Genomic DNA, 19,239 nt, shown 5'->3' with positions numbered 1-19,239 from the left:
TCTGCTGGCGCAGTCTTATGCGGGGCACTGCAGGTCCGCTCAATGTGCCTAATAAACGAAAAGGGCAAAACATCGCTCAACCTATAACTCCTGTGCCAAAATTTTGGCAGTTATTTTGTGCCCTATTCTTTATTACTGCAAAATCTAAATTTTATAGCACATTTGTTTTATAATGGCCCATCGTTTAATTTTTATCTTCAGCTTTTTTGCGATTGTATTGGTATATGCCATTCTTTATTTCTTTTATTCACTTTTTAAAGCTCACAACAAATGGAAAGAGGGAATTAAAAACAATCCTAAAGACAGGATGAATAAAAGCAAACAAAATTTTATTGACTTTTATCTGAACTTAGGTTATGAAGAAAAAAGTATTGTCTTCGTTTATAGTCAAACACAGAAATTTTTAAGGGCACAGGATTTAGTCCTGCTACATACCGACGATATTGTAAACCTTTACGAGCGAGGAGAAGAAGAATGGTTTTATATTCTGAACAGATGGCTTAAACAACTTGGCTATGTTGAACTTTCTGAATCTGATTTTAAAGACAAAAGTGCTAAGGCTTTGGACTTTGAATTTTTAATCCGAATAATCCAATTGCGGGGGTGATTTGGACCTGAGGTGTTTTACTCACTCCGGTGATCATGAATTGGTGTAGCGTTTGTTTCTTTCTTACCCACAAAAAAGCCCGGACAATTAGGCTATGCAAGTATTTCCCGCTGCCGCATATGCAAAATGGAAATAGCTTCATCGGCAAGATCATCGGTTAAGCCAACTGAAGGGCTGGTCAAGACCAGGTTGTTTTTTATATTTTCAGGCAAATCATTTAACCTTTTGTCGTCGTCGATAATAACAAATTCCTCGTTGGCTACATGCTTTTTCTCATACCATTGCAATATTTCATCTTTACGACTTGTTTGCAAACTGTTTGTCGTCAGTCTTTGTGCTCTTCGGGGCTCAATTCCTCTTGATTTTAATAAGTCTCGCCATTGCGCTACATTATATTTCGTTTTATGCGAGGTTGTTAATAAAACAGATGCGTTGGTTTCAGAAAGAATTCGCTGAAGTGCTTTTACCGATCTTGAATTAAACATAGGAAAGCCATCGGCCATGAACTCTGGTTCTCTCCACGAGTTTGCAGGGACTAATACACCATCTATATCTAATAAAATCAACATAATACAAATTTATACTAATTATTCATCTTAAAGGAAACTCCACTTCCACCCACAAAAAAGCCCGGACAATCACTCATCCAGGCTTTATATTTTCTTCCTCCCCCTTCAGGGGGCCGGGGGCTAATTCATCCTATACGGCGCTATCAAATAAAACTCCGGGATTTGTACATTAAAGCTGGCGTTATCCATCAGGCGGGTCATCTGGTATTCGCCTTTCATGCTGCCCATATCGGTTTTAAGGTTACAGCCCGAAACGTATTCGTGCGCATGGCCTGGTTCTATCACCGGTTGCTGGCCTACCACACCTTCGCCTTCCACTTCGCGCTTGGCGCCGTTGGAATCAAAAATATACCAGTGGCGGCTAATTAGCTGGATAGCATAATTGCTCATATTTTCGATGCTTACCTTGTAGGCAAACATAAAATGATCATTAGCCGGGTTAGAATACTCGGGCTGATATATGGTTTCTATGGAAACCTTAACACCGTCAGTAATAGTGGTAACCATGAGGATTTTGTCTCGTTAAATTCAAATATAATGAAAGCGAACAAATATTAAGCCATTTCTATGGCATATTTTTCGTCAATCTCGGCCAGTATCTGTTGCACCTCCTCTAAATTGCCTGCCGTTACCAGCCTCATCCGGAATTCTTTAAAGTGTTCAATCCCTTTAAAGTAGTTTGAATAGTGCCTGCGCATTTCAAAAATGCCCGTTTTTGGGCCTTTCCACTCTATAGATTTTTGCAGGTGGGTTGAGCAGGCTGCAATACGTTCGGTAATGGTTGGTTTATCTAAATGCTGGCCGGTATTAAAAAAATGTTTTATTTCCCTGAAAATCCATGGGTAACCAATAGCCGCACGCCCTATCATCATACCATCAACGCCGAATTCCATTTTCCAATCGGCCGCTTTTTCGGGCGAATCGATATCCCCATTGCCAAAAATGGGGATTTTTATACGCGGGTTTTTCTTAATATCCCTTATTAACGACCAATCGGCCACGCCTTTATACATCTGCGCGCGGGTACGGCCGTGAATAGTGAGGGCTTTTATGCCTACATCCTGCAGCCTTTCGGCCACTTCATAAACATTTTTGGTATTATCATCCCAGCCTAAACGGGTTTTTACAGTTACGGGCAGGTGGGTAGCGTTAACAACCGCTTTGGTCATGGCCACCATTTTATCAATATCCTGTAGCAAACTGGCGCCGGCGCCACGGCAGGCTACCTGTTTTACCGGGCAGCCGTAGTTAATATCCATCAAATCGGGCCCGGCAAGGGATGCTATTTCGGTAGCCTCGCGCATATGATCAATATCGCTGCCGAATATCTGGATGCCAATGGGCCTTTCGTACTCAAAAATATCCAGTTTCTGGCGGCTTTTCGCTGCATCGCGGATGAGGCCTTCGCTCGAGATAAACTCGGTATACATCATGTCCGCACCGTTTTGCTTGCACACGTAACGGAAGGGAGGATCGCTCACATCTTCCATCGGCGCCAACAACAGCGGGAACTCTCCTAAATCAATATTTCCTATTTGTACAGACATGCTTATCTTTAGCCCTGCAAAAATACGAAAATTACCCTAAATGATACAAGAACCTATAAAACAGTACACTCCGCAAACAAATACCATTAATCCCTTCCTGCAGTTTTTAACCATTACCGGGGTAACTGTTGGCCTGGTAATCGTTTTTTCGGCGATAGCAGCCGGCGTTATAATGGCTGTTTTTGGGATGAAAACCCTTACCGATACCTTCGCATTTAATACCGGCAACCCACATCTGGGTTCGGCGTTGTGGATATTGCAAATAGTAAGCACAACTATCCCGCTGTTTCTGGCTCCGGTAATTTTCGCCCGCTTGATTATGAACAATACCCGCGAGTACCTGAAGCCCTCCTTCAACTTCAACCCGGTGTTTTTGCTGCTGATATTTACCATTATGCTGTTTTCAAATCCCATAATGGAGGCTTTAACCGATATTAATCAAAAGCTGGTTTTACCCGCTTCGTTAAAAGGACTGGAAGAGTGGATGCGGGCGGCCGAGCAATCGGCACAAAAAGCTACTGAAGCTATGCTCAGCATGAAAAACATCTGGAGCATGCTTTGGGCGGTGTTTGTGGTTGGCCTGCTTACCGCCATTGCCGAAGAGTTTTTGTTTCGCGGGGTTATCCAAACCATTTTTGTACGCCTTACCAAAAACAAACATGCCGCCATCTGGATAACTGCTATCCTGTTCAGTGCTTTTCACATGGAGTTTTTTACTTTTTTGCCGCGGGTGTTTTTGGGCGCCATATTTGGATATTTTGTAGCCTATAGCGGCAGCATCTGGACGGGTGTTTGGGGCCATTTTTTAAATAATGGCTCGGCTGTGGTTATTACTTATCTGTATAATCAAAAAATAGTTAAGCTTAATCCCGATGATCAGCACGTATTTAATTTATGGGCCTATGCTTTTAGCTTGATAATTGTATTATTTTTGCTTTTTATATATAGAAATGTATCGATGCAAAAAAAACCGGCGCTGAGTAATTAATGGAAAAAAACTGGGTCAAAATTTTTAGTTCATCCAATTTTTATCAATCAGAGATTGTTAAACAAGTACTTATCCGCCATCATATCGATACCGTTTTATTAAACAAACAAGATTCATCGCACCGTGCCTTCGGCGATATTGAAGTTTACATTCACCAGGAGGATTTTAGCAAGGCCATCGAGATCATGATCCTCAATCAAATTAGTTTATGAAATTACGCGCCATCACCGGCTTTTTTTTTATTATCGTGATGATTGCCTCAAACCTGTTGGGCTCATACGTTTTCAGCGGGTTTTACCTTTTATTATCCGCCTTTTGCCTGTTCGAATTTTATAAACTGGTGCGGGAGGGAGGCATGACAGCCAGCCGCGAAACCGGCATTATCAACGGTGCCTTGTTTTTTTTGCTGGTTGCCGCTAATTTTTACTTCCCCGCCTGGCGTTTAATATTTTTATTACCCCTTACTTTCAGCGCCATTTTTATACAGGAATTATATAAAAAAACTCCTGCACCGTTCACCAACATTGCCTTTACTTTCCTGGGGATAATTTTTGCTGTAGTGCCATTCATGTTTTTCCACGCCATGGCTTTTATGGGCGCGGGCGCTGTTTTTAACTTCCATATCCCGCTGGCCTTCCTCATTATTTTGTGGAGCAACGATACCGGCGCTTACCTGGTAGGCAGCAAAATGGGCAAAACCAAGCTGTTTGAACGTCATTCGCCTAAAAAAACTTACGAGGGCTTAATTGGCGGCATCATCATCAGCGCCGTTGCCGCTTTAATACTTGGCCACTTTTATACCGAACTTACCTGGAAACAATGGGTAACCATAGCTATCCTTATTTCGTGTTTCGGTACCCTGGGCGACCTGGTTGAATCGATGTTTAAACGCAGCATCAACGTAAAGGATAGCGGCGGCATTTTACCCGGTCATGGCGGCCTGCTGGATAGGTTCGACGGATTATTAATGGCCGCGCCTATTGTTTATGCTTACTTATACTTCATTTCAAATTAGTAGTTTTGTAATAAATCATCTATAATATGACTTTTCATAAAGAAGGATACACCTCATTAGCCATAACGGTACTTTTTATTTTTGTACTTAACGCGGTTGTACAGTTTTACTTTCCGCAGGCGCATACGCTTAAATGGTTTATTTATATTTTATCGGGATTCTTTTTCCTGGTTATCGTACAGTTTTTCCGCAGCCCGTTTTTTGACATCAACACCGACGAAACCACTGTACTTTGCCCTGCCGATGGAAAAGTTGTAGTGATTGAAGAAACCGAAGAAACCGAATTTTTAAAAGATAAACGCATCCAGCTGTCGGTATTTATGTCGCCGGTTAATGTGCACGTAAACCGTAACCCAATTGCGGGTGTGGTAAGTTATTTTAAATACCACAAAGGCAAATACCTGGTGGCCTGGCATCCAAAATCGTCAACAGAAAACGAGCGTACTACCATCTGTGTACAAAATAGCGAGGGTGTGTCGGTTTTGTTCAGGCAAATTGCAGGAGCGTTGGCTCGCCGTATAGTATGGTATGTAAAAGAAGGTGATATTGTTGAGCAGGGCCAGCAGTTTGGCTTTATCAAGTTTGGCTCGCGCGTGGATGTATTTTTACCTTTAGGAACCAAAATTTTGGTAAATATTGGCGATGTGGTAAAAGGCGGTCGCACCATCCTGGCCGAACTGCCAACCGGATTAGCCGCGGTTGCCGAAGAACAACATGCAAAAATAAACAGGCCCGAAAGTTTTGATGATGAACCAGCCGAAATAGTTAACGAAGGCCATCAGCAGGAATTGCCCTTAGTTATTGATCATCCCGAAGTTGAAAAAACCGAAAAACCGGCTAAGAAAGCTGCACCCGCTAAAAAAGCACCGGCCAAGCCGAAAGGGAACGCGTAGTTATCCGGGTTAAAAATATGGAAAAGGGGAGGTCACCAATTTGACCTCCCCTTTTTTTGCGACTGTCGGTTCGCTTTCAACAACCCTTTAAAAAATGGCTTAAGCTCATCGGCCAGTATTTGGTGATCGGCCACGCTGGGATGGCCCGAGCAGCCGTGAGCATCCATCGCCTTAAAAAAGAAGGTGGCTACCGGTTTATCATTGGGGTAAATGATATCTATTTGCTTTTTGATGCTGATTAGGCAGTGCTGTAAAATAGTGTTCGATGTATCACGTATCATGGGGCTGCTCAGCAAGGCTATCTGCGCTTTGGAATATTTTGATTTTACCAGCTGCACAAATTTTACATAATCGGCCACAAATTGCAGGGTATCAAAAGCCGCCCGGGCGCTGCCGTCGCCTTTGCTCATATCGTTTGTGCCTAAGGCTATGCTTACAATTTTAGGGATATAGGTATTAAAGTCCCATTTCTGCAGGTTGCTTACCTGGAAATCGGCATGCTCATATACCTGCGGCATCGAAGGGCCATTCCTATTCCAGGTACGGTAAATGCCAATACCGCTTACACTGGCCAAAACAAAATTGGCATTTACTGCCCGGCTTACCCTTGGCCCGTAAGCCATATAGGCGTTGTGATGGTCATGATATTCGCCGGTTCCGCAGGGTATTTCCGAATCATCGGCCGCAGCGCCGCAGGTAATGCTGTTACCTATAAACTCAATTAACGGAAGTTTGGGTATCGCCAGGCTTTTTATACCCGGGGCAGCTATTTTTGAAATGATTATTGCACCGGTATGTGCTTCGGTTGCTTTATATACCCAAACACTGTGCTTACCAGGGTCATCCGCCTTTATGATAACCGGCGCGGTTACACCACCGTCAATCCTGATCCTTTTTTGGTAAACACCATCCAACTCATATTGCAGGTAATTATGCTGGCCGGTTGCAGCAATTGTGGCATATATCGCGCACGCTGTCCCCTTAAAGCTAAAGCCAAAATGTGCTGCCGATGTAATCAGCTCCAATTGATTCTGCCCGTTGATTATGGTACGCCCGATAGGTTTTAACTGCGCTGCAAAAATGGTATCTGTTGATTTTGCGTACCCATAGCTTTCGCCCGCGGCCAGTATAATAAACGCTATTGCTAATCTTATTTTCATAAAAGTTGTATTGAACAGGCAATATTGATCATATTTTGATGAAATACAATATTGGTCAAATTATTGGCATAAAAGGCTATAAAAATACCAGGGCGGAAAAAACCGCCAGGCCGGTAAATGCGGTATCCGCCGAAGGCGGGAAAAATTTTTTGGGAAAAAGGGGACTACAAATACCCAATTGTCATTTCGACAAACCGAGTGGGCTTGCGTGCTGGAGTGAGGAGCAATCTTATACACCCTGCATTACGAAAGGCTAAGGCGATGCACAGCGTATAAGATTTTTCGCTACGCTCAAGATATAGTTTCTCACTCGTACCTCGTTTCGAAATGACAACAGTTTTATTAGGATTCCCCCTAAAACACCGTATCCTTAACCTCCTCCGCATGCACGGGGTAATCTGTAGTATAATGCAGCCCACGGCTTTCTTTCCTTAACATGGCCGATTTTACGACGATGAATGATACCTGGATCAGGTTACGCAACTCGCAGAGTTTTACAGATAGCTTGGTTTTTTTGTAGAATGATTCTGTTTCTTCGTACAATAAACCTAAACGACGCATGGCGCGTTCCAGCCTGAAATCGGAGCGGACGATGCCCACGTAATCATTCATCAGCTTTTGCATTTCGCGCACGTTGTGGGTTACCAGGATGTCTTCGTTTGATAGTTGTACGCCATGCTCATCCCAATCAGGAATATTTTCGGGGATCACAAAACTTTCAAATTTTCCTATCGCATCTTCATAAATACGGTGCGCAAAAACCAAAGCCTCTAATAACGAATTGGATGCCAACCTATTGGCGCCATGTAAACCGGTTGACGAGCATTCGCCGCAGGCATATAACCTTAATATTGATGACTGCCCAACGTGATTAACCATTATACCACCACACATATAATGACAGGCCGGTGCAACGGGAATCATATCCTTGGTCATATCTATCCCAATTTCCAGGCATTTGGCATATATATTAGGGAAATGGTTTAAAATATCTTTCTTACTGCGATGGCGGATATCCAGGTACACAAAATCCTCGCCCGATTTTTTGATCTCGGCATCAATGGCTCTTGCTGTTATATCCCTTGGCGCCAATGATTTACGCGAATCGTATTCCTGCATAAACTCTTCGCCATTGGTACGTTTTAATACGCCGCCAAAACCACGCACCGCTTCAGATATCAGGAACGACGGATATTCACCCGGGTTATATAACGCAGTTGGGTGAAACTGGATAAATTCCATATTCCTTACTTTACCCTTGGCGCGGTAAACCATGGCAATACCATCACCGGTGGCAATGGTAGGGTTTGTGGTGATAGAATAAATATGGCCGGCACCGCCCGATGCCATTACGGTTACTTTCGACAGGATCTTTTCCACAACATTACTTTCGGTGTTAAAAGCGTAAATACCATAACACGTAATATCGGTACTCGATTTACCTACCAGCTGGCCCAAATGGTGCTGGGTAATCAGGTCGACAGCAAAGTAATGTGTTAATATCTCAATATTCGGGTTCTTGTGGATCTCGGCCAACAACGACCTTTCAATTTCCAGCCCGGTTACATCCTTATAATGTAATACCCTGAATTCGGAGTGGCCACCCTCTTTTGCCAGGTCGTAAAAGCCTTCGTTGGTCTTGTCAAAATTGGTTCCGTAATCAATAATTTCGTTAATCCGCTCGGGACCTTCTTTAACAACGGCTTCCACAACTTCGCGGTCGCAAAGGCCGTCGCCGCTTATTAAAGTGTCTTCGATGTGCTTTTCAAAAGAATCTTCCTTTTTATCAACAACTACTGCTACACCGCCCTGGGCATACTTCGTGTTCGATTCGTCTTCGTTTGATTTTGTAACTATCAGCACCTTACCGTGTTTGGCTGCCTTAAGGGCAAAACTTAATCCGGCGATGCCTGATCCTACGATCAGAAAATCAACATTTCGGGTCATATTTTATGTATATATGTGTAAAAGTACACTTTGTGTTAATAACCGGTATAAAACATGTTAATTTCGTGTAAACAAATAGCTAACAAATAATCAAAGTGTGGAGAACTCCACTTTTGATGCTGAAAGTGAATAATTTTTCAGCGACTTTTGCGCAGTTTAAACACTAAAGCTAACATTTTACAGGTTACCTAATTATTAACAAATAACTTTTTAAATTAAAATTTGATTGTCATACAAATCACAGGATCAATTCAATAGAAAATAAAAACCTGTGAAAAAATGTTAATAAAAAGTGAAAAACAACTTTTAAAGCATTTTTTTAAATGACTTTTGCACATAACTAACACCATAACAAACAATAGTTTTATTTATATATAAAATTAGTTGTTATTAATTGATTTGTTGAAATGGATATCTTCGAAGAAATAAATGTGACGGGATTTGTGGACGAATACATCGACCCAACCCTTGACTTGTTTGATGAAATTGAAAAACTCAAAAAGGAAAAAAATGCAGTCATTTTGGCCCATTACTACCAGGATCCCGATATACAGGATATTGCAGATTATATTGGCGATAGCCTTGGGCTATCGCAGCAGGCTGCCAAAACCGATGCCGATGTTATCGTTTTTGCCGGGGTACATTTTATGGCCGAGACTGCCAAAATACTTTCGCCTGCAAAGAAGGTTTTACTACCAGACGTAAAGGCAGGTTGCTCATTAGCAGATAGTTGCCCGCCACATTTGTTTAAAAAGTTTAAGGAAAATTATCCCGATCACCTGGTGATCACCTACGTAAACTGTACTGCCGAACTGAAAGCTTTAAGCGATATTGTGTGTACATCAAGCAACGCGGTGCAGATTGTAGAAAGCCTGCCGAAAGATCAGAAGATCATCTTCGGCCCAGATAAAAATCTTGGTGCTTACGTAGCCAAAAAAACAGGCCGCGACCTGGTATTGTGGAACGGGGCCTGCATGGTTCACGAAATTTTCAGCCGCGAAAAGATCACCAAACTGAAGGAGAGGTACCCCGGCGCAAAGCTGCTGGCGCACCCCGAATGTGAAGAAGTGATATTGCAAATGGCCGACTATATAGGCTCTACAACGGGTATTTTAAAGTACGCAAGTACTCACCCCGAAAAAGAGTTTATTGTGGCTACAGAGGCCGGAATACTGCACCAGATGCAAAAAGAGAACCCGGATAAGATATTTATTCCGGCGCCGCCAAATAACAGCTGCGCCTGCAACGATTGCCCGCACATGAAACGCAACACACTTGAAAAATTGTACCTGTGTTTAAAAAATGGATATCCTGAGGTTACCGTACCACAGCATATTATTGAAAAGGCTGTGAAACCAATTGAGAGGATGCTGGAGATATCGGCGAGGTTGGGGTTGTAAAGGGGTGAATAAATTCGTGATCTGCAATTCAGAAATGAAAAGATAAAACTATGTCATTGCGAGGAACGACGCAATCGCGAACTATGCAAATTCGCTATGCCCGCTACTAGATTGCCACGCTATCGCTCGCAATGACATGTTCAATTTCCTGTCATCCTTCGTACCTAGGATTGGCAGTCTGTTATTGTTAGTATGGGTGGTAATATGACTACTTACAGTATAAATTTTTAATGAAACCACTACTACTACCGCCTACCATACGTACTGCCCGGCCTGATGAGGTACCAAAGGATGAAAAAATACTAAACCGTATTGCCGAGCGGGAACATGCCAATATTGTGGAGGGATATACCTTGAAGCTTAATACATCCGATGAGCTCCCCTTCGAGTTTTCGGCCGAGATCAATATAGATAATAACCGGCTGTGGCTTTTATTTAAAACACTTACACTGCAATTACCTGAAGAAGTTGCCTGCATTTATCATCATATTGATGACGAACCTACTTACGGCATTTATACCGATAAATTTACCCTGCTAAACCATTTAGAGCAATACAAAATTGAAATAGCGCAGGATGGATTTATAGAAATAGGCGTAATATTTAATAACGAAGAATTTTTAGAAGAAGCATTTGTTAAAAGGGCCAAATATATCCAGTACTGGGGTATGGATCAAATCCGTTTTGAAGATACCATGCATGAGTTTGAACTATATCAGCTGGATGATATTAACTTTATGGATGAATACCCGCTGACCACTGAATCGCTAAAAACGTATAACCCGGCCGTACATGATACAGATGAGTTTTTGGAGGAGTTGGATAAATTGTTTGTAGAGGACGGAGATTTTGAGTAGTATGAGTATCGAATACCGTCATAACGATTTTTTTCAGGTTTTACCTGATGATTACTCGAAATTAAGGTAGTTTAGGATATTGGTTTAAGTATAAGAGCGGAAAACGGGATTCGAACCCGCGGCCTTCAGTTTGGGAAACTGATGCTCTACCAGCTGAGCTATTTCCGCTTATTTTGTAGTCAAACATAACAATAAAAAATAATTATTGAATTATTGAATTATTGAATTATTGAATTATTGAATTATTGAATTATTGAATTATTGAATTAGCTTAGGTATACATGAATGATGTTAGCAGAATTGAGTTTGCCGAGATGTTTAAAAAACGTACAAAGAAATTTGTCGTCGATAATATTAAGCTTTTCAAGTCTTTACCCAAAATAGAGGAAGCGAAACTAATAGCGAGACAGTTATTACGCTCGTCTTCGTCTGTGGGTGCAAATTATAGGGCTGCTTGCCGGGCACGGTCTCAGAGTTTCATGCCAAGTTATCCATAGTAGTTGAAGAAGCGGATGAATCTGTATTTTGGATGGAGGTATTAGTCGAAGCTGAAATCATTAAACTTTCCGATATTGCAGTTTTGATGGATGACGCTAACCAAATTCTGAAAAATAGTGTCAGCATCCAGAAAAACGGTTACCATCAATAAGTCGTAAAGTAAGTAATTGAAAGCATTTAATTATTTTGATAATTAGCTAAAGAGTGCAGTTCCAATCAATAATTCAATAATTAGCTAAGAGTGCAGCTCCAATCAATAATTCAATAAATCAGTAATTCAATAATTAAAATGGTCATACTACCTGTAAAAGATAAAAGCCCGATCTGGGGCGAAGATTGCTTCATCGCCGAAAATGCCACCATTGTTGGGGATGTGGTAATGGGCAGTAATTGTTCGGTTTGGTTTAACGCGGTTATCCGTGGCGATGTGCATTATATCAGGATAGGGGATAACACCAATATCCAGGATGGTGCGGTGATACATGCTACGTATTTAAGGGCGCCTACCAATATTGGCAGTAATGTATCTATAGGCCATAACGCCCTGGTGCACGGCTGTACACTGCATGACCATACCCTGGTGGGCATGGGTGCCATTGTAATGGATCATGCGGTTGTTAACCAGTTTGTGATCATAGCTGCCGGTGCAGTAGTATTGGAAAATACCATTTGCGAGTCGGGTTTTTTATATGCCGGTATGCCTGCTAAAAAAATAAAACCTTTAACAGATCAGCAAATAGAGCTGCTTAAGCAGCTTCCAAAAAACTATATCATGTATTCGGGTTGGTTTATGGAGTAAGTGGCTCCCTGGGCACTACAATAGGCTCCTCGGCCTCCCAATTGGGTCTCAGGGTAATCTCTTTTTCGTTTACCCAGGTATTTTCGGGTTGCTTTTTTAGGTGCACGTTACCACTGTCCCAACGGCCGTTTTTATTTTCATCGTAAATTACCCGGATGAAGTATTTGCCGGTTAAAATAGTTTTATAAACTACAGGGCCGCTTCGCCTGATAGGGGTTGTTTCCAATACTACCTTTTGATCATTCAGCAACTCAACAACGTAGGCCTTTGAGGTATCGGGTAAGGTAACTTTCAACGTAAGCGAGCTATAGTTTTCGGGCTTATCAGGCTGGAATTTTTTTGAAGTAAATTTATTTTTATCGCCGTATATATCCGTGAATGCACCGGGATTAAAAATAAGCTCGTATTTGGCGTTTTGCCGCCAGCGGTATTTAAGCGTTAAACTCTTAACATTACCGGTATCTTTTTGCAAAGTATAATCGGATGAGCCCAGGCCAATAGAATCCTCCTTTAGTGTGATCTGCGCATTGTCAATAACGTCTACCGGCAGGTTACTGGTAATTTTAAGATCGTTACCTGGTTTCAGCTTATCGTTTGATATATTGTATTTAAAATTGAATACCCTGGTGAAGGTTTCTTTTTTCTGCTTTAGCAGGTAGGTGGTATCAACCGGTTTATTGTTATCATAAACAGCCACCCGGATAGAATCGAAGTTCATGTATTTTACAAATACTGATGCAGTATCCTTGGTCTTACTAAACTCAACGTATTTTTGGTTATTGATATCTGCCGGGTAAATTATTTTTAACGATGGGTTTTGCAAGGCCTTGTTAAACACGAACAGCATTTTTCCATCCACGTCAAATCGTTTTTCTGAGAACCTGAATTTTTCGGGGAATTGCTTAAACAGGTTTAGTTTGATATTTGCTGTATCAGATTTAAGGTTGATTGGTTTCTTTAAAAAAGCGATGAGTTCATTATCGTTATTAAAAATTTTATCGGGGCTTGCTTCTTTTAACGCGTAGATGCGGTACTGGTCTTCATGTAAATTATTCAAACTAAAATTACCCGATGAATCTGTAGTGGTAAAAATTGATGGTTTCTTTTTACCAAACAGGAGGGAGTCTTGTTTTAGCGGGAAAAGCATTACGGTTACGTCTTTTTCTTTTTCCTGGGTCAGGGTGTTATTTACGTTGCCGGAGATGCTGAGCGAATCGATATGCGGACCGGTTGAAAAAACGTAGGTGAAATTTTTCATTACGTTACTTTCGTTTACATCCTGGATGCCTTTTCCAAAATTGATAACGTAGGTTGTATTTTTTTTAAGGGTGTCTTTAAAAACTATGCGCAGGTGTTTTTTGTTGGCGGTGTACTCCGGTTGTTTTTCCATGGTGGGGCTCATGGTAATTTCGGTGTACTGGTTGGCCAGTTTTATAAACTCGTCAAATTCCAGGTTAATTTCTTTGGCGGCAAAATTACGGGTCTTGTTGGCCGGCAAGGCCTTCACCAAAACCGGCGGTGTTACATCCCTGGGGCCTCCCTGCGGTTGTTGCTGGGCTGCGCAGCCAAAAATGACCAAAGCGACAAAAATGTAAAAGAAAAAATTGTAAAAATTAGCCGGTTTTTGATTTAACATGGTTTTTAGGCGATATAAGCGATTTTTATATTTTTACGAATCCTGCTATTAAAAATCTAAAATAATTGATTTAAAAAGACTTTTTGTAAATTATTAATTATCAGTTAGTTATAGATTATCTGGACACGTGAACCATTAAAACCGAAATATCCGACGGCGAGACGCCCGAAATTCGGGATGCCTGGCCTAAAGTGCGTGGTTTTATCTTCATCAATTTTTCGCGGGCTTCTTTTGATAACGAAACTAAAGTGTGATAATCGAAATTTGGATTGATCTCGCGGTCTTCCATTTTTTTCATCCGGTCAACAATTTCCATTTCTTTTATAAAGTAACTCTCATATTTGATTTTTATTTCAGCCTGCTCAATTGTTTCTTTGTCATAGGCCGATAATAATTCTTCCAACCCGGTGTCCGCTTTTTTAAGATCGTTGAAACCAACCTGCGGGCGGCTTAGCAAATTGAAGAGTTTGGCACCCTGGTTTATGGCCGATGTTCCCAGCTCATCCAATAAACCATTTACTGCAGATGGGTCGATTGATTTGGTGCGGGTGTAGGCAACAATATCATCCGAGTTTTTAATCTTCTGATTTACCTTATCCAAACGTTCGTCGCTTATCAAACCTAAATCATGGCCCATAGGGGATAGGCGGATATCGGCATTGTCCTGGCGTAATAACAAGCGGTGCTCGGCCCTTGAAGTAAACATGCGGTAAGGTTCTTCGGTGCCTTTGGTTACCAAGTCGTCAATCAATACACCGATATATGATTCGGATCTTTTCAGGATCAGCTCATGTTTATCGTTGATTTTTTGATGCGCGTTGATGCCTGCAATGAAGCCCTGCGATGCCGCTTCCTCATACCCGGTGGTACCATTGATTTGCCCGGCGAAGTAAAGATTGCTGATCAACTTGGTTTCTAAAGTGAGCCCTAACTGGATAGGCGGGAAGTAATCATACTCGATGGCATATCCCGGGCGGAACATTTTAGCTTTCTCGAAACCTGGTATCTGAATTAATGCTTTATACTGTACATCTTCGGGCAGGGAGGTTGAAAAACCATTTACATAAATCTCTACCGTGTTCAATCCTTCAGGCTCAACAAAAATCTGGTGACGGTCGCGCTCTGCAAAACGGTTAATCTTATCTTCAATAGATGGGCAATATCTTGGGCCTAATCCTTTGATGCGGCCGGTAAACATTGGCGATTTTTCGAAGCCTTCTTTTAACGTTTCGTGTACATTGGTATTGGTATAAGTAATCCAGCAGCAGCGTTGCTGTTGTATCATTTCAACATCGGTGTAGGAGAAACGACCACGTTCTTCATCGCCCCATTGCTCTTCCATCAGGGAGTAATTTAGGCTGCGTCCGTCGATGCGGGGAGGGGTACCGGTCTTCATCCGGCCGGCATCAAAACCTAATTCAGTCAGTTGTTCGGTAAGGCCGGTTGCCGATTTTTCGCCGGCCCGGCCACCTCCAAATTTCTTTTCGCCTATGTGAATGATACCATTTAAAAAGGTACCATTAGTCAATACAACCGCGTCGGCTTCTATCTCGACACCTAATGAAGTACGTACGCCTGCAATGGTATTTCCTTTGATTAAAAGGGACGAAACAGTATCCTGCCAGAAGTCGACATTTGGTGTACGCTCCAATGCTAAACGCCATTCTTCCGCAAATCGCATACGGTCGCTTTGCGCTCTTGGGCTCCACATAGCAGGGCCTTTTGATTGATTGAGCATTCTGAATTGGATAGATGTTTTATCGGTGATAATACCCGAGTAGCCGCCCAATGCATCAATCTCGCGCACTATCTGTCCCTTGGCAACACCGCCCATAGCGGGGTTACAACTCATCTGTGCAATCACGCCCATGTTCATGGTGATGAGTAAAACAGACGATCCCAGGTTGGCTGCTGCTGCCGCTGCTTCACAGCCTGCATGCCCTGCACCAACCACAATAACGTTATATTTCTTAAACATTTTATACCTCCATGTTCCACGTGGAACAATCAAATTTGTAACACTAATTATCTCGAATTTTCCGAATCACACGAATAAAATCTGAATGAGTTATACGCTGTAATTGGTTTTAATCGGTGCCGATTAGTATCTATTTAAACTACAGTTGGTACCTCTTTTGCTAATACCGAACTAATGATGGTATCCTTTTTATGTTCCACGTGGAACATAAAATTACGAGGATTGAAACTGAATATATCGTGACAGGACGGCTCTGTTTTGTACTCATGTTCCACGTGGAACATGAGTATCGATATCAGCCTGTCGCTTGTAATACTTGTATTAAAAAGTATCAGTTTATTACATAAAAATGCAACTTTATTGTTTAATAGTATCTCATTTGTATAGCATTTGTGTGTTATAGGAGCTATAAATAATATCCTTTTAAACTGACGTTCCACGTGGAACCCGCAATAAAGAAACCAGTGCCACAGTACCCCAAACACCCTCTAAAACAACAAAAGGGTAAAAACTTACCATGTAAGATGCGTAGCAACAAGTGCCTGCACCAATAAAGTTCAACAGCTTGTAAACCCTGCTGTCTGACGACAGTTTATTCAGTAAATTAAGTACAAAGGCTATCAATAAAATGATAACACCAATAGATGCTATGATATCTGATAGTTTCATTTTATACTCCGCTTAATTCTGTTAGTTCCATCCAGCGGGCGCTTTTAGTATCCAGTTTTTTATTCAAATCAGCTATCTGCGCTATGGTTTCATTTAGCTTTGCCAGCTCAATACCCACCTTGTTTAACTCATCGGTTTTAGCTTTTATACTGTTTTCTATAACGGTAATTTCTGCTTCTATAGTCTCCAGTTCCTTAGCTTCTTTAAAGCTTAATTTACTTTTTTTAGCAACAGGAGTAGCAACAGGAGTAGGGGCGGTATTGCCTTTTTTATTCTGTTGTTTGGCTTCATCCAGCTCAACCCGGTATGATGAATAGTTGCCGTTATATATGCGCACCTTACCTTGTCCTTCCATAATAAATAGCTGGTCGGTTAGTTTATCCAGTAAGTACCTATCGTGCGATACCATCATTAATATACCCGAATAGTTGGTTAAAAACTCTTCCAATACATTCAAAGTATCAATGTCCAAATCATTGGTAGGCTCATCCAGGATCAGGAAATTAGGGTTCTTCATCAGGATGCTCATCAGCTGCAAACGTTTCTTTTCGCCACCGCTTAGTTTGGATATAAAACCATACTGTTTGGCAGGAGGGAACAGGAACAAAGTGAGCAAGGCCGAGGCGGAAATCATTTTACCATCGGCCATGGTGATAAACTCGGCCACGTTTTTTACCACATCTATCACGCGGTCGTCTTCTTTAAAAACAATTCCCGATTGGTGAAAGTAGCCGATAACCGTGGTTTCGCCTTTTACAATGGTTCCTTTATCAGGCTGTAAGCCTCCCGTGATTAAGTTTAGCAGGGTTGATTTACCTGTACCATTTTTGCCGGCTAAGCCAATCCTGTCGCCTTTTTTAAATACGTAGCTGAAGTTTTCGATATAAGTATTGCCATTGAAGCCTTTATACAGGTGCTCCATCTCCATGATCTTGTTTCCCTGGCGTGCTGTTTTAACGCTCAGTTCAACCTTTTCACGGGCTCCACCCTGTTTGGTTTTATCTTCCAGGTCGTAATAAGCATCAATACGGGCTTTTGATTTAGTACCGCGTGCTTGTGGCTGGCGGCGCATCCATTCCAATTCTTTCCTTAAAAGGTTGCTGTTTTTCTGGAACGATGCTTCGTCAGCTGCATCCCGCTCGGCCTTCTTTTCCAGGTAATAGGCGTAGCTGCCGTTGTACGGTACTATCTTACCACGGTCAATCTCCAATATCTCGTTACAAACGTTATCTAAAAAGTACCTGTCGTGCGTAACCATCAATATGGTTTTCGATCCGTCGGTCAGTAGCTTTTCCAGCCACTCTATAGTATCAATATCCAGGTGGTTGGTAGGCTCATCTAAAATATAAATGTCCGGGTCTTCAATCAGCAGCTTGGCCAAAGCCAAACGTTTCTTTTGTCCTCCCGATAGTGTGCTGATATGCTGGTTAAGATGGTGGATATCCAACCGGCCCAAAATGGTTTTTATTTTGTACTCGTACTCCCAGGCGTCAACCTCGCTCATCTCTTCCATGATCTTTTCAAGCGCCTTGGCATTGTCAGGGTCGTTTTCCAGCAATTCCTCGTATTTACGAATCATTTGCTGCTGTACATCATCAGCATGAAAAATATAATCGCTGATGGTTACGGCATCCTTAAAGCCGGGATCCTGTTCAAGGTAGCCCATATTCAGGTCGCGCGCCTGCACCACCTTGCCTTCAGTCGGTTTTATATAGCCGGCCAGTAATTTTAATAAGGTTGATTTGCCGGCGCCGTTAACACCAACCAATGCAACCCTGCGGCCGCGGTTAATGCCTATGGTTATATTTTTAAATAACCAGTTGTCATGAAATTGATGGCCAAGGTTCTCGGCAGATAGATAAGTACTCACGATAGTTGCTTTATTTGATCAGACTCGTATATAAACGTGCCAGTATTGTTTTTTGTTGATTGTTTGTACATGGCCATAGCCACCGTTTCGCCGGCTATGCTCCTGTATTTTTTCCAGCTGCCAAATAACAGGGGATCTATTATTTTATAGAAAGCGATCAGCGCTTTTTCCATTGATCGTTTTTCCTGCCTGTTGCCAGTTAACATTGATGGGCGGTAGATATATAACCCAGTTAACCCTAATTGCCGGATATCTACTTCTGTTTCGCCCTTGGTTTTAGTATAAAAAAACGACGAACCGGTATCTGCACCTATGGATGATACCAGGTGATACTGCCCGATACCATTCTTTAAGGCCAATTGTGCCAGGTGAACAGGATAATCATGATCGATATGCCTGTAAACTGTTTTATCCGGCGTTTTGGCATTGGTTGTACCAAGGCAACTGAATAAAGCATGCCCCGTTAGCGCATCGGCATAGCTATCCAACTGGTCGAAATTGACCACCAGCTGCGTTAGTTTTTTATGATCGAGATCGATTTTTTTCCTCACAAGGATCAAAACTTCGTCGTAAAAGCTTTCACGCAGCAAAATTTGGAGCAATTTACTGCCAATAAGTCCTGTTGAACCTGCAATAATAGCTTTATTTGCCATTGATACTTAATTTTTTGCAAAAATACACATAATTAAATCAGTGTAAATATGAGGTGGTTTGAACGGGGGCGCAGCCTCGTCGGGTGAGTCTTCGCCGCCCTATTAACCTGCCAAGCCGGCCTCTTGGCACATATATTGATGTTTAAACATATA

General features: G+C 41.9%; 19 protein-coding genes, 1 tRNA gene and 1 pseudogene. 10 read left to right on the top strand and 11 right to left on the bottom strand.

Annotation, left to right across the window (positions count from 1 at the left end; translation table 11 throughout):
* The first annotated feature begins 172 nt into the window (after positions 1-172).
* Positions 173-607 (top strand): hypothetical protein, encoded by a 435-nt coding sequence (locus AC1DV1_RS03665; protein WP_477355391.1) that lies wholly within the window; start codon positions 173-175, stop codon positions 605-607.
* Between the two features lie 92 nt (positions 608-699).
* Here the strand turns inward: AC1DV1_RS03665 and AC1DV1_RS03660 are convergent, their stop codons facing one another.
* The 3 genes from AC1DV1_RS03660 to dusB all read right to left on the bottom strand — a co-directional run bounded on the left by AC1DV1_RS03660 (position 700) and on the right by dusB (position 2,723).
* A complete protein-coding gene (locus AC1DV1_RS03660) occupies positions 700-1,176 on the bottom strand; it encodes an HAD domain-containing protein (RefSeq protein WP_477355388.1) in 477 nt (158 codons plus the stop codon).
* 120 nt (positions 1,177-1,296) lie between these two features.
* The gene (apaG, locus tag AC1DV1_RS03655; protein ID WP_147054231.1) at positions 1,297-1,683 is read right to left on the bottom strand and encodes a Co2+/Mg2+ efflux protein ApaG; all 387 of its coding nucleotides are present in this window, start codon (positions 1,681-1,683) and stop codon (positions 1,297-1,299) included.
* A gap of 47 nt (positions 1,684-1,730) precedes the next feature.
* Positions 1,731-2,723, bottom strand: coding sequence for a tRNA dihydrouridine synthase DusB (dusB, locus tag AC1DV1_RS03650; protein WP_477355385.1), 993 nt, complete (start codon positions 2,721-2,723; stop codon positions 1,731-1,733).
* A 40-nt stretch (positions 2,724-2,763) separates the two neighbouring features.
* On the opposite strand from dusB, the gene AC1DV1_RS03645 reads away from it, so the two are divergent.
* The 4 genes and pseudogenes from AC1DV1_RS03645 to AC1DV1_RS03630 all read left to right on the top strand — a co-directional run.
* The gene (locus tag AC1DV1_RS03645) at positions 2,764-3,711 is read left to right on the top strand and encodes a lysostaphin resistance A-like protein (protein WP_477355383.1); all 948 of its coding nucleotides are present in this window, start codon (positions 2,764-2,766) and stop codon (positions 3,709-3,711) included.
* On the top strand, positions 3,711-3,923 hold the full coding sequence (locus AC1DV1_RS03640) for a hypothetical protein (RefSeq protein ID WP_090651382.1): 213 nt from the start codon (positions 3,711-3,713) through the stop codon (positions 3,921-3,923). The genes AC1DV1_RS03645 and AC1DV1_RS03640 overlap by 1 nt, the downstream gene beginning before the upstream one ends.
* Positions 3,920-4,726 (top strand): phosphatidate cytidylyltransferase, encoded by an 807-nt coding sequence (locus AC1DV1_RS03635; RefSeq protein ID WP_477355379.1) that lies wholly within the window; start codon positions 3,920-3,922, stop codon positions 4,724-4,726. The genes AC1DV1_RS03640 and AC1DV1_RS03635 overlap by 4 nt, the downstream gene beginning before the upstream one ends.
* Before the next feature lie 26 nt (positions 4,727-4,752).
* Positions 4,753-5,406: pseudogene (locus AC1DV1_RS03630) on the top strand (phosphatidylserine decarboxylase family protein); the annotation flags it as partial.
* A gap of 245 nt (positions 5,407-5,651) precedes the next feature.
* Here the strand turns inward: AC1DV1_RS03630 and AC1DV1_RS03625 are convergent.
* Positions 5,652-6,779: an SGNH/GDSL hydrolase family protein gene (locus tag AC1DV1_RS03625; RefSeq protein WP_477355376.1), complete on the bottom strand. Its 1,128-nt coding sequence runs from the start codon at positions 6,777-6,779 to the stop codon at positions 5,652-5,654.
* 38 nt (positions 6,780-6,817) lie between these two features.
* On the opposite strand from AC1DV1_RS03625, the gene AC1DV1_RS03620 reads away from it, so the two are divergent.
* Complete coding sequence (locus AC1DV1_RS03620) at positions 6,818-7,036, top strand: hypothetical protein (protein ID WP_477355373.1); 219 nt, start codon at positions 6,818-6,820, stop codon at positions 7,034-7,036.
* Positions 7,037-7,133: 97 nt separating this feature from the next.
* Here AC1DV1_RS03620 and nadB read toward each other — a convergent pair whose 3' ends face one another.
* The gene (gene nadB / locus AC1DV1_RS03615) at positions 7,134-8,726 is read right to left on the bottom strand and encodes an L-aspartate oxidase (protein WP_477355370.1); all 1,593 of its coding nucleotides are present in this window, start codon (positions 8,724-8,726) and stop codon (positions 7,134-7,136) included.
* 407 nt (positions 8,727-9,133) lie between these two features.
* Between nadB and nadA the strand changes: the two genes are divergently transcribed.
* Both nadA and AC1DV1_RS03605 read left to right on the top strand, forming a co-directional pair.
* A complete protein-coding gene (gene nadA / locus AC1DV1_RS03610; protein ID WP_477355367.1) occupies positions 9,134-10,126 on the top strand; it encodes a quinolinate synthase NadA in 993 nt (330 codons plus the stop codon).
* Positions 10,127-10,356: 230 nt separating this feature from the next.
* Positions 10,357-10,983: a hypothetical protein gene (locus AC1DV1_RS03605; RefSeq protein WP_477355364.1), complete on the top strand. Its 627-nt coding sequence runs from the start codon at positions 10,357-10,359 to the stop codon at positions 10,981-10,983.
* Between the two features lie 95 nt (positions 10,984-11,078).
* Here AC1DV1_RS03605 and AC1DV1_RS03600 read toward each other — a convergent pair.
* Positions 11,079-11,151 (bottom strand) — tRNA-Gly (locus AC1DV1_RS03600).
* A 113-nt stretch (positions 11,152-11,264) separates the two neighbouring features.
* On the opposite strand from AC1DV1_RS03600, the gene AC1DV1_RS03595 reads away from it, so the two are divergent.
* Both AC1DV1_RS03595 and AC1DV1_RS03590 read left to right on the top strand, forming a co-directional pair.
* Positions 11,265-11,480: a four helix bundle protein gene (locus AC1DV1_RS03595; protein WP_477355361.1), complete on the top strand. Its 216-nt coding sequence runs from the start codon at positions 11,265-11,267 to the stop codon at positions 11,478-11,480.
* Between the two features lie 290 nt (positions 11,481-11,770).
* Positions 11,771-12,280: a gamma carbonic anhydrase family protein gene (locus AC1DV1_RS03590; protein ID WP_477355358.1), complete on the top strand. Its 510-nt coding sequence runs from the start codon at positions 11,771-11,773 to the stop codon at positions 12,278-12,280.
* On the opposite strand, the gene AC1DV1_RS03585 is transcribed toward AC1DV1_RS03590, so the two are convergent.
* The 5 genes from AC1DV1_RS03585 to AC1DV1_RS03565 all read right to left on the bottom strand — a co-directional run bounded on the left by AC1DV1_RS03585 (position 12,270) and on the right by AC1DV1_RS03565 (position 19,086).
* Positions 12,270-13,916, bottom strand: a complete 1,647-nt coding sequence (locus AC1DV1_RS03585) for an Ig-like domain-containing domain (RefSeq protein ID WP_477355355.1) — start codon at positions 13,914-13,916, stop codon at positions 12,270-12,272. The genes AC1DV1_RS03590 and AC1DV1_RS03585 overlap by 11 nt on opposite strands.
* Before the next feature lie 115 nt (positions 13,917-14,031).
* Positions 14,032-15,894: a tRNA uridine-5-carboxymethylaminomethyl(34) synthesis enzyme MnmG gene (gene mnmG, locus AC1DV1_RS03580; RefSeq protein WP_477355352.1), complete on the bottom strand. Its 1,863-nt coding sequence runs from the start codon at positions 15,892-15,894 to the stop codon at positions 14,032-14,034.
* 423 nt (positions 15,895-16,317) lie between these two features.
* On the bottom strand, positions 16,318-16,563 hold the full coding sequence (locus tag AC1DV1_RS03575; protein WP_477355350.1) for a CBU_0592 family membrane protein: 246 nt from the start codon (positions 16,561-16,563) through the stop codon (positions 16,318-16,320).
* 1 nt (position 16,564) lies between these two features.
* Entirely contained in the window at positions 16,565-18,433 is a 1,869-nt protein-coding gene (locus AC1DV1_RS03570) for an ABC-F family ATP-binding cassette domain-containing protein (RefSeq protein ID WP_477355345.1), read from the bottom strand.
* The gene (locus AC1DV1_RS03565; RefSeq protein ID WP_477355342.1) at positions 18,430-19,086 is read right to left on the bottom strand and encodes an NAD(P)H-binding protein; all 657 of its coding nucleotides are present in this window, start codon (positions 19,084-19,086) and stop codon (positions 18,430-18,432) included. Before AC1DV1_RS03565 ends, AC1DV1_RS03570 begins: the two co-directional genes overlap by 4 nt.
* Between the last annotated feature and the right edge of the window lie 153 nt (positions 19,087-19,239).

This window comes from Mucilaginibacter sp. P4_D1 (assembly GCF_056401935.1).
The sequence above is the reverse complement of the archived record's forward strand: the minus strand, read 5'-3'. Positions and strand labels throughout refer to the sequence as shown.

Bases quoted from the DNA above. Each gene is read 5' to 3' on its own strand.
- apaG (WP_147054231.1), bottom strand. From the start codon at position 1,683: ATGGTTACCACTATTACTGACGGTGTTAAGGTTTCCATAGAAACCATA.
- AC1DV1_RS03625 (WP_477355376.1), bottom strand. From the start codon at position 6,779: ATGAAAATAAGATTAGCAATAGCGTTTATTATACTGGCCGCGGGCGAA.
- mnmG (WP_477355352.1), bottom strand. From the start codon at position 15,894: ATGTTTAAGAAATATAACGTTATTGTGGTTGGTGCAGGGCATGCAGGC.
- AC1DV1_RS03665 (WP_477355391.1), top strand. From the start codon at position 173: ATGGCCCATCGTTTAATTTTTATCTTCAGCTTTTTTGCGATTGTATTG.
- AC1DV1_RS03645 (WP_477355383.1), top strand. From the start codon at position 2,764: ATGATACAAGAACCTATAAAACAGTACACTCCGCAAACAAATACCATT.
- nadA (WP_477355367.1), top strand. From the start codon at position 9,134: ATGGATATCTTCGAAGAAATAAATGTGACGGGATTTGTGGACGAATAC.
- AC1DV1_RS03575 (WP_477355350.1), bottom strand. From the start codon at position 16,563: ATGAAACTATCAGATATCATAGCATCTATTGGTGTTATCATTTTATTG.
- nadB (WP_477355370.1), bottom strand. From the start codon at position 8,726: ATGACCCGAAATGTTGATTTTCTGATCGTAGGATCAGGCATCGCCGGA.
- AC1DV1_RS03660 (WP_477355388.1), bottom strand. From the start codon at position 1,176: ATGTTGATTTTATTAGATATAGATGGTGTATTAGTCCCTGCAAACTCG.
- AC1DV1_RS03605 (WP_477355364.1), top strand. From the start codon at position 10,357: ATGAAACCACTACTACTACCGCCTACCATACGTACTGCCCGGCCTGAT.
- AC1DV1_RS03585 (WP_477355355.1), bottom strand. From the start codon at position 13,916: ATGTTAAATCAAAAACCGGCTAATTTTTACAATTTTTTCTTTTACATT.
- AC1DV1_RS03565 (WP_477355342.1), bottom strand. From the start codon at position 19,086: ATGGCAAATAAAGCTATTATTGCAGGTTCAACAGGACTTATTGGCAGT.
- AC1DV1_RS03620 (WP_477355373.1), top strand. From the start codon at position 6,818: ATGAAATACAATATTGGTCAAATTATTGGCATAAAAGGCTATAAAAAT.
- AC1DV1_RS03595 (WP_477355361.1), top strand. From the start codon at position 11,265: ATGAATGATGTTAGCAGAATTGAGTTTGCCGAGATGTTTAAAAAACGT.
- AC1DV1_RS03640 (WP_090651382.1), top strand. From the start codon at position 3,711: ATGGAAAAAAACTGGGTCAAAATTTTTAGTTCATCCAATTTTTATCAA.
- AC1DV1_RS03635 (WP_477355379.1), top strand. From the start codon at position 3,920: ATGAAATTACGCGCCATCACCGGCTTTTTTTTTATTATCGTGATGATT.
- AC1DV1_RS03590 (WP_477355358.1), top strand. From the start codon at position 11,771: ATGGTCATACTACCTGTAAAAGATAAAAGCCCGATCTGGGGCGAAGAT.
- dusB (WP_477355385.1), bottom strand. From the start codon at position 2,723: ATGTCTGTACAAATAGGAAATATTGATTTAGGAGAGTTCCCGCTGTTG.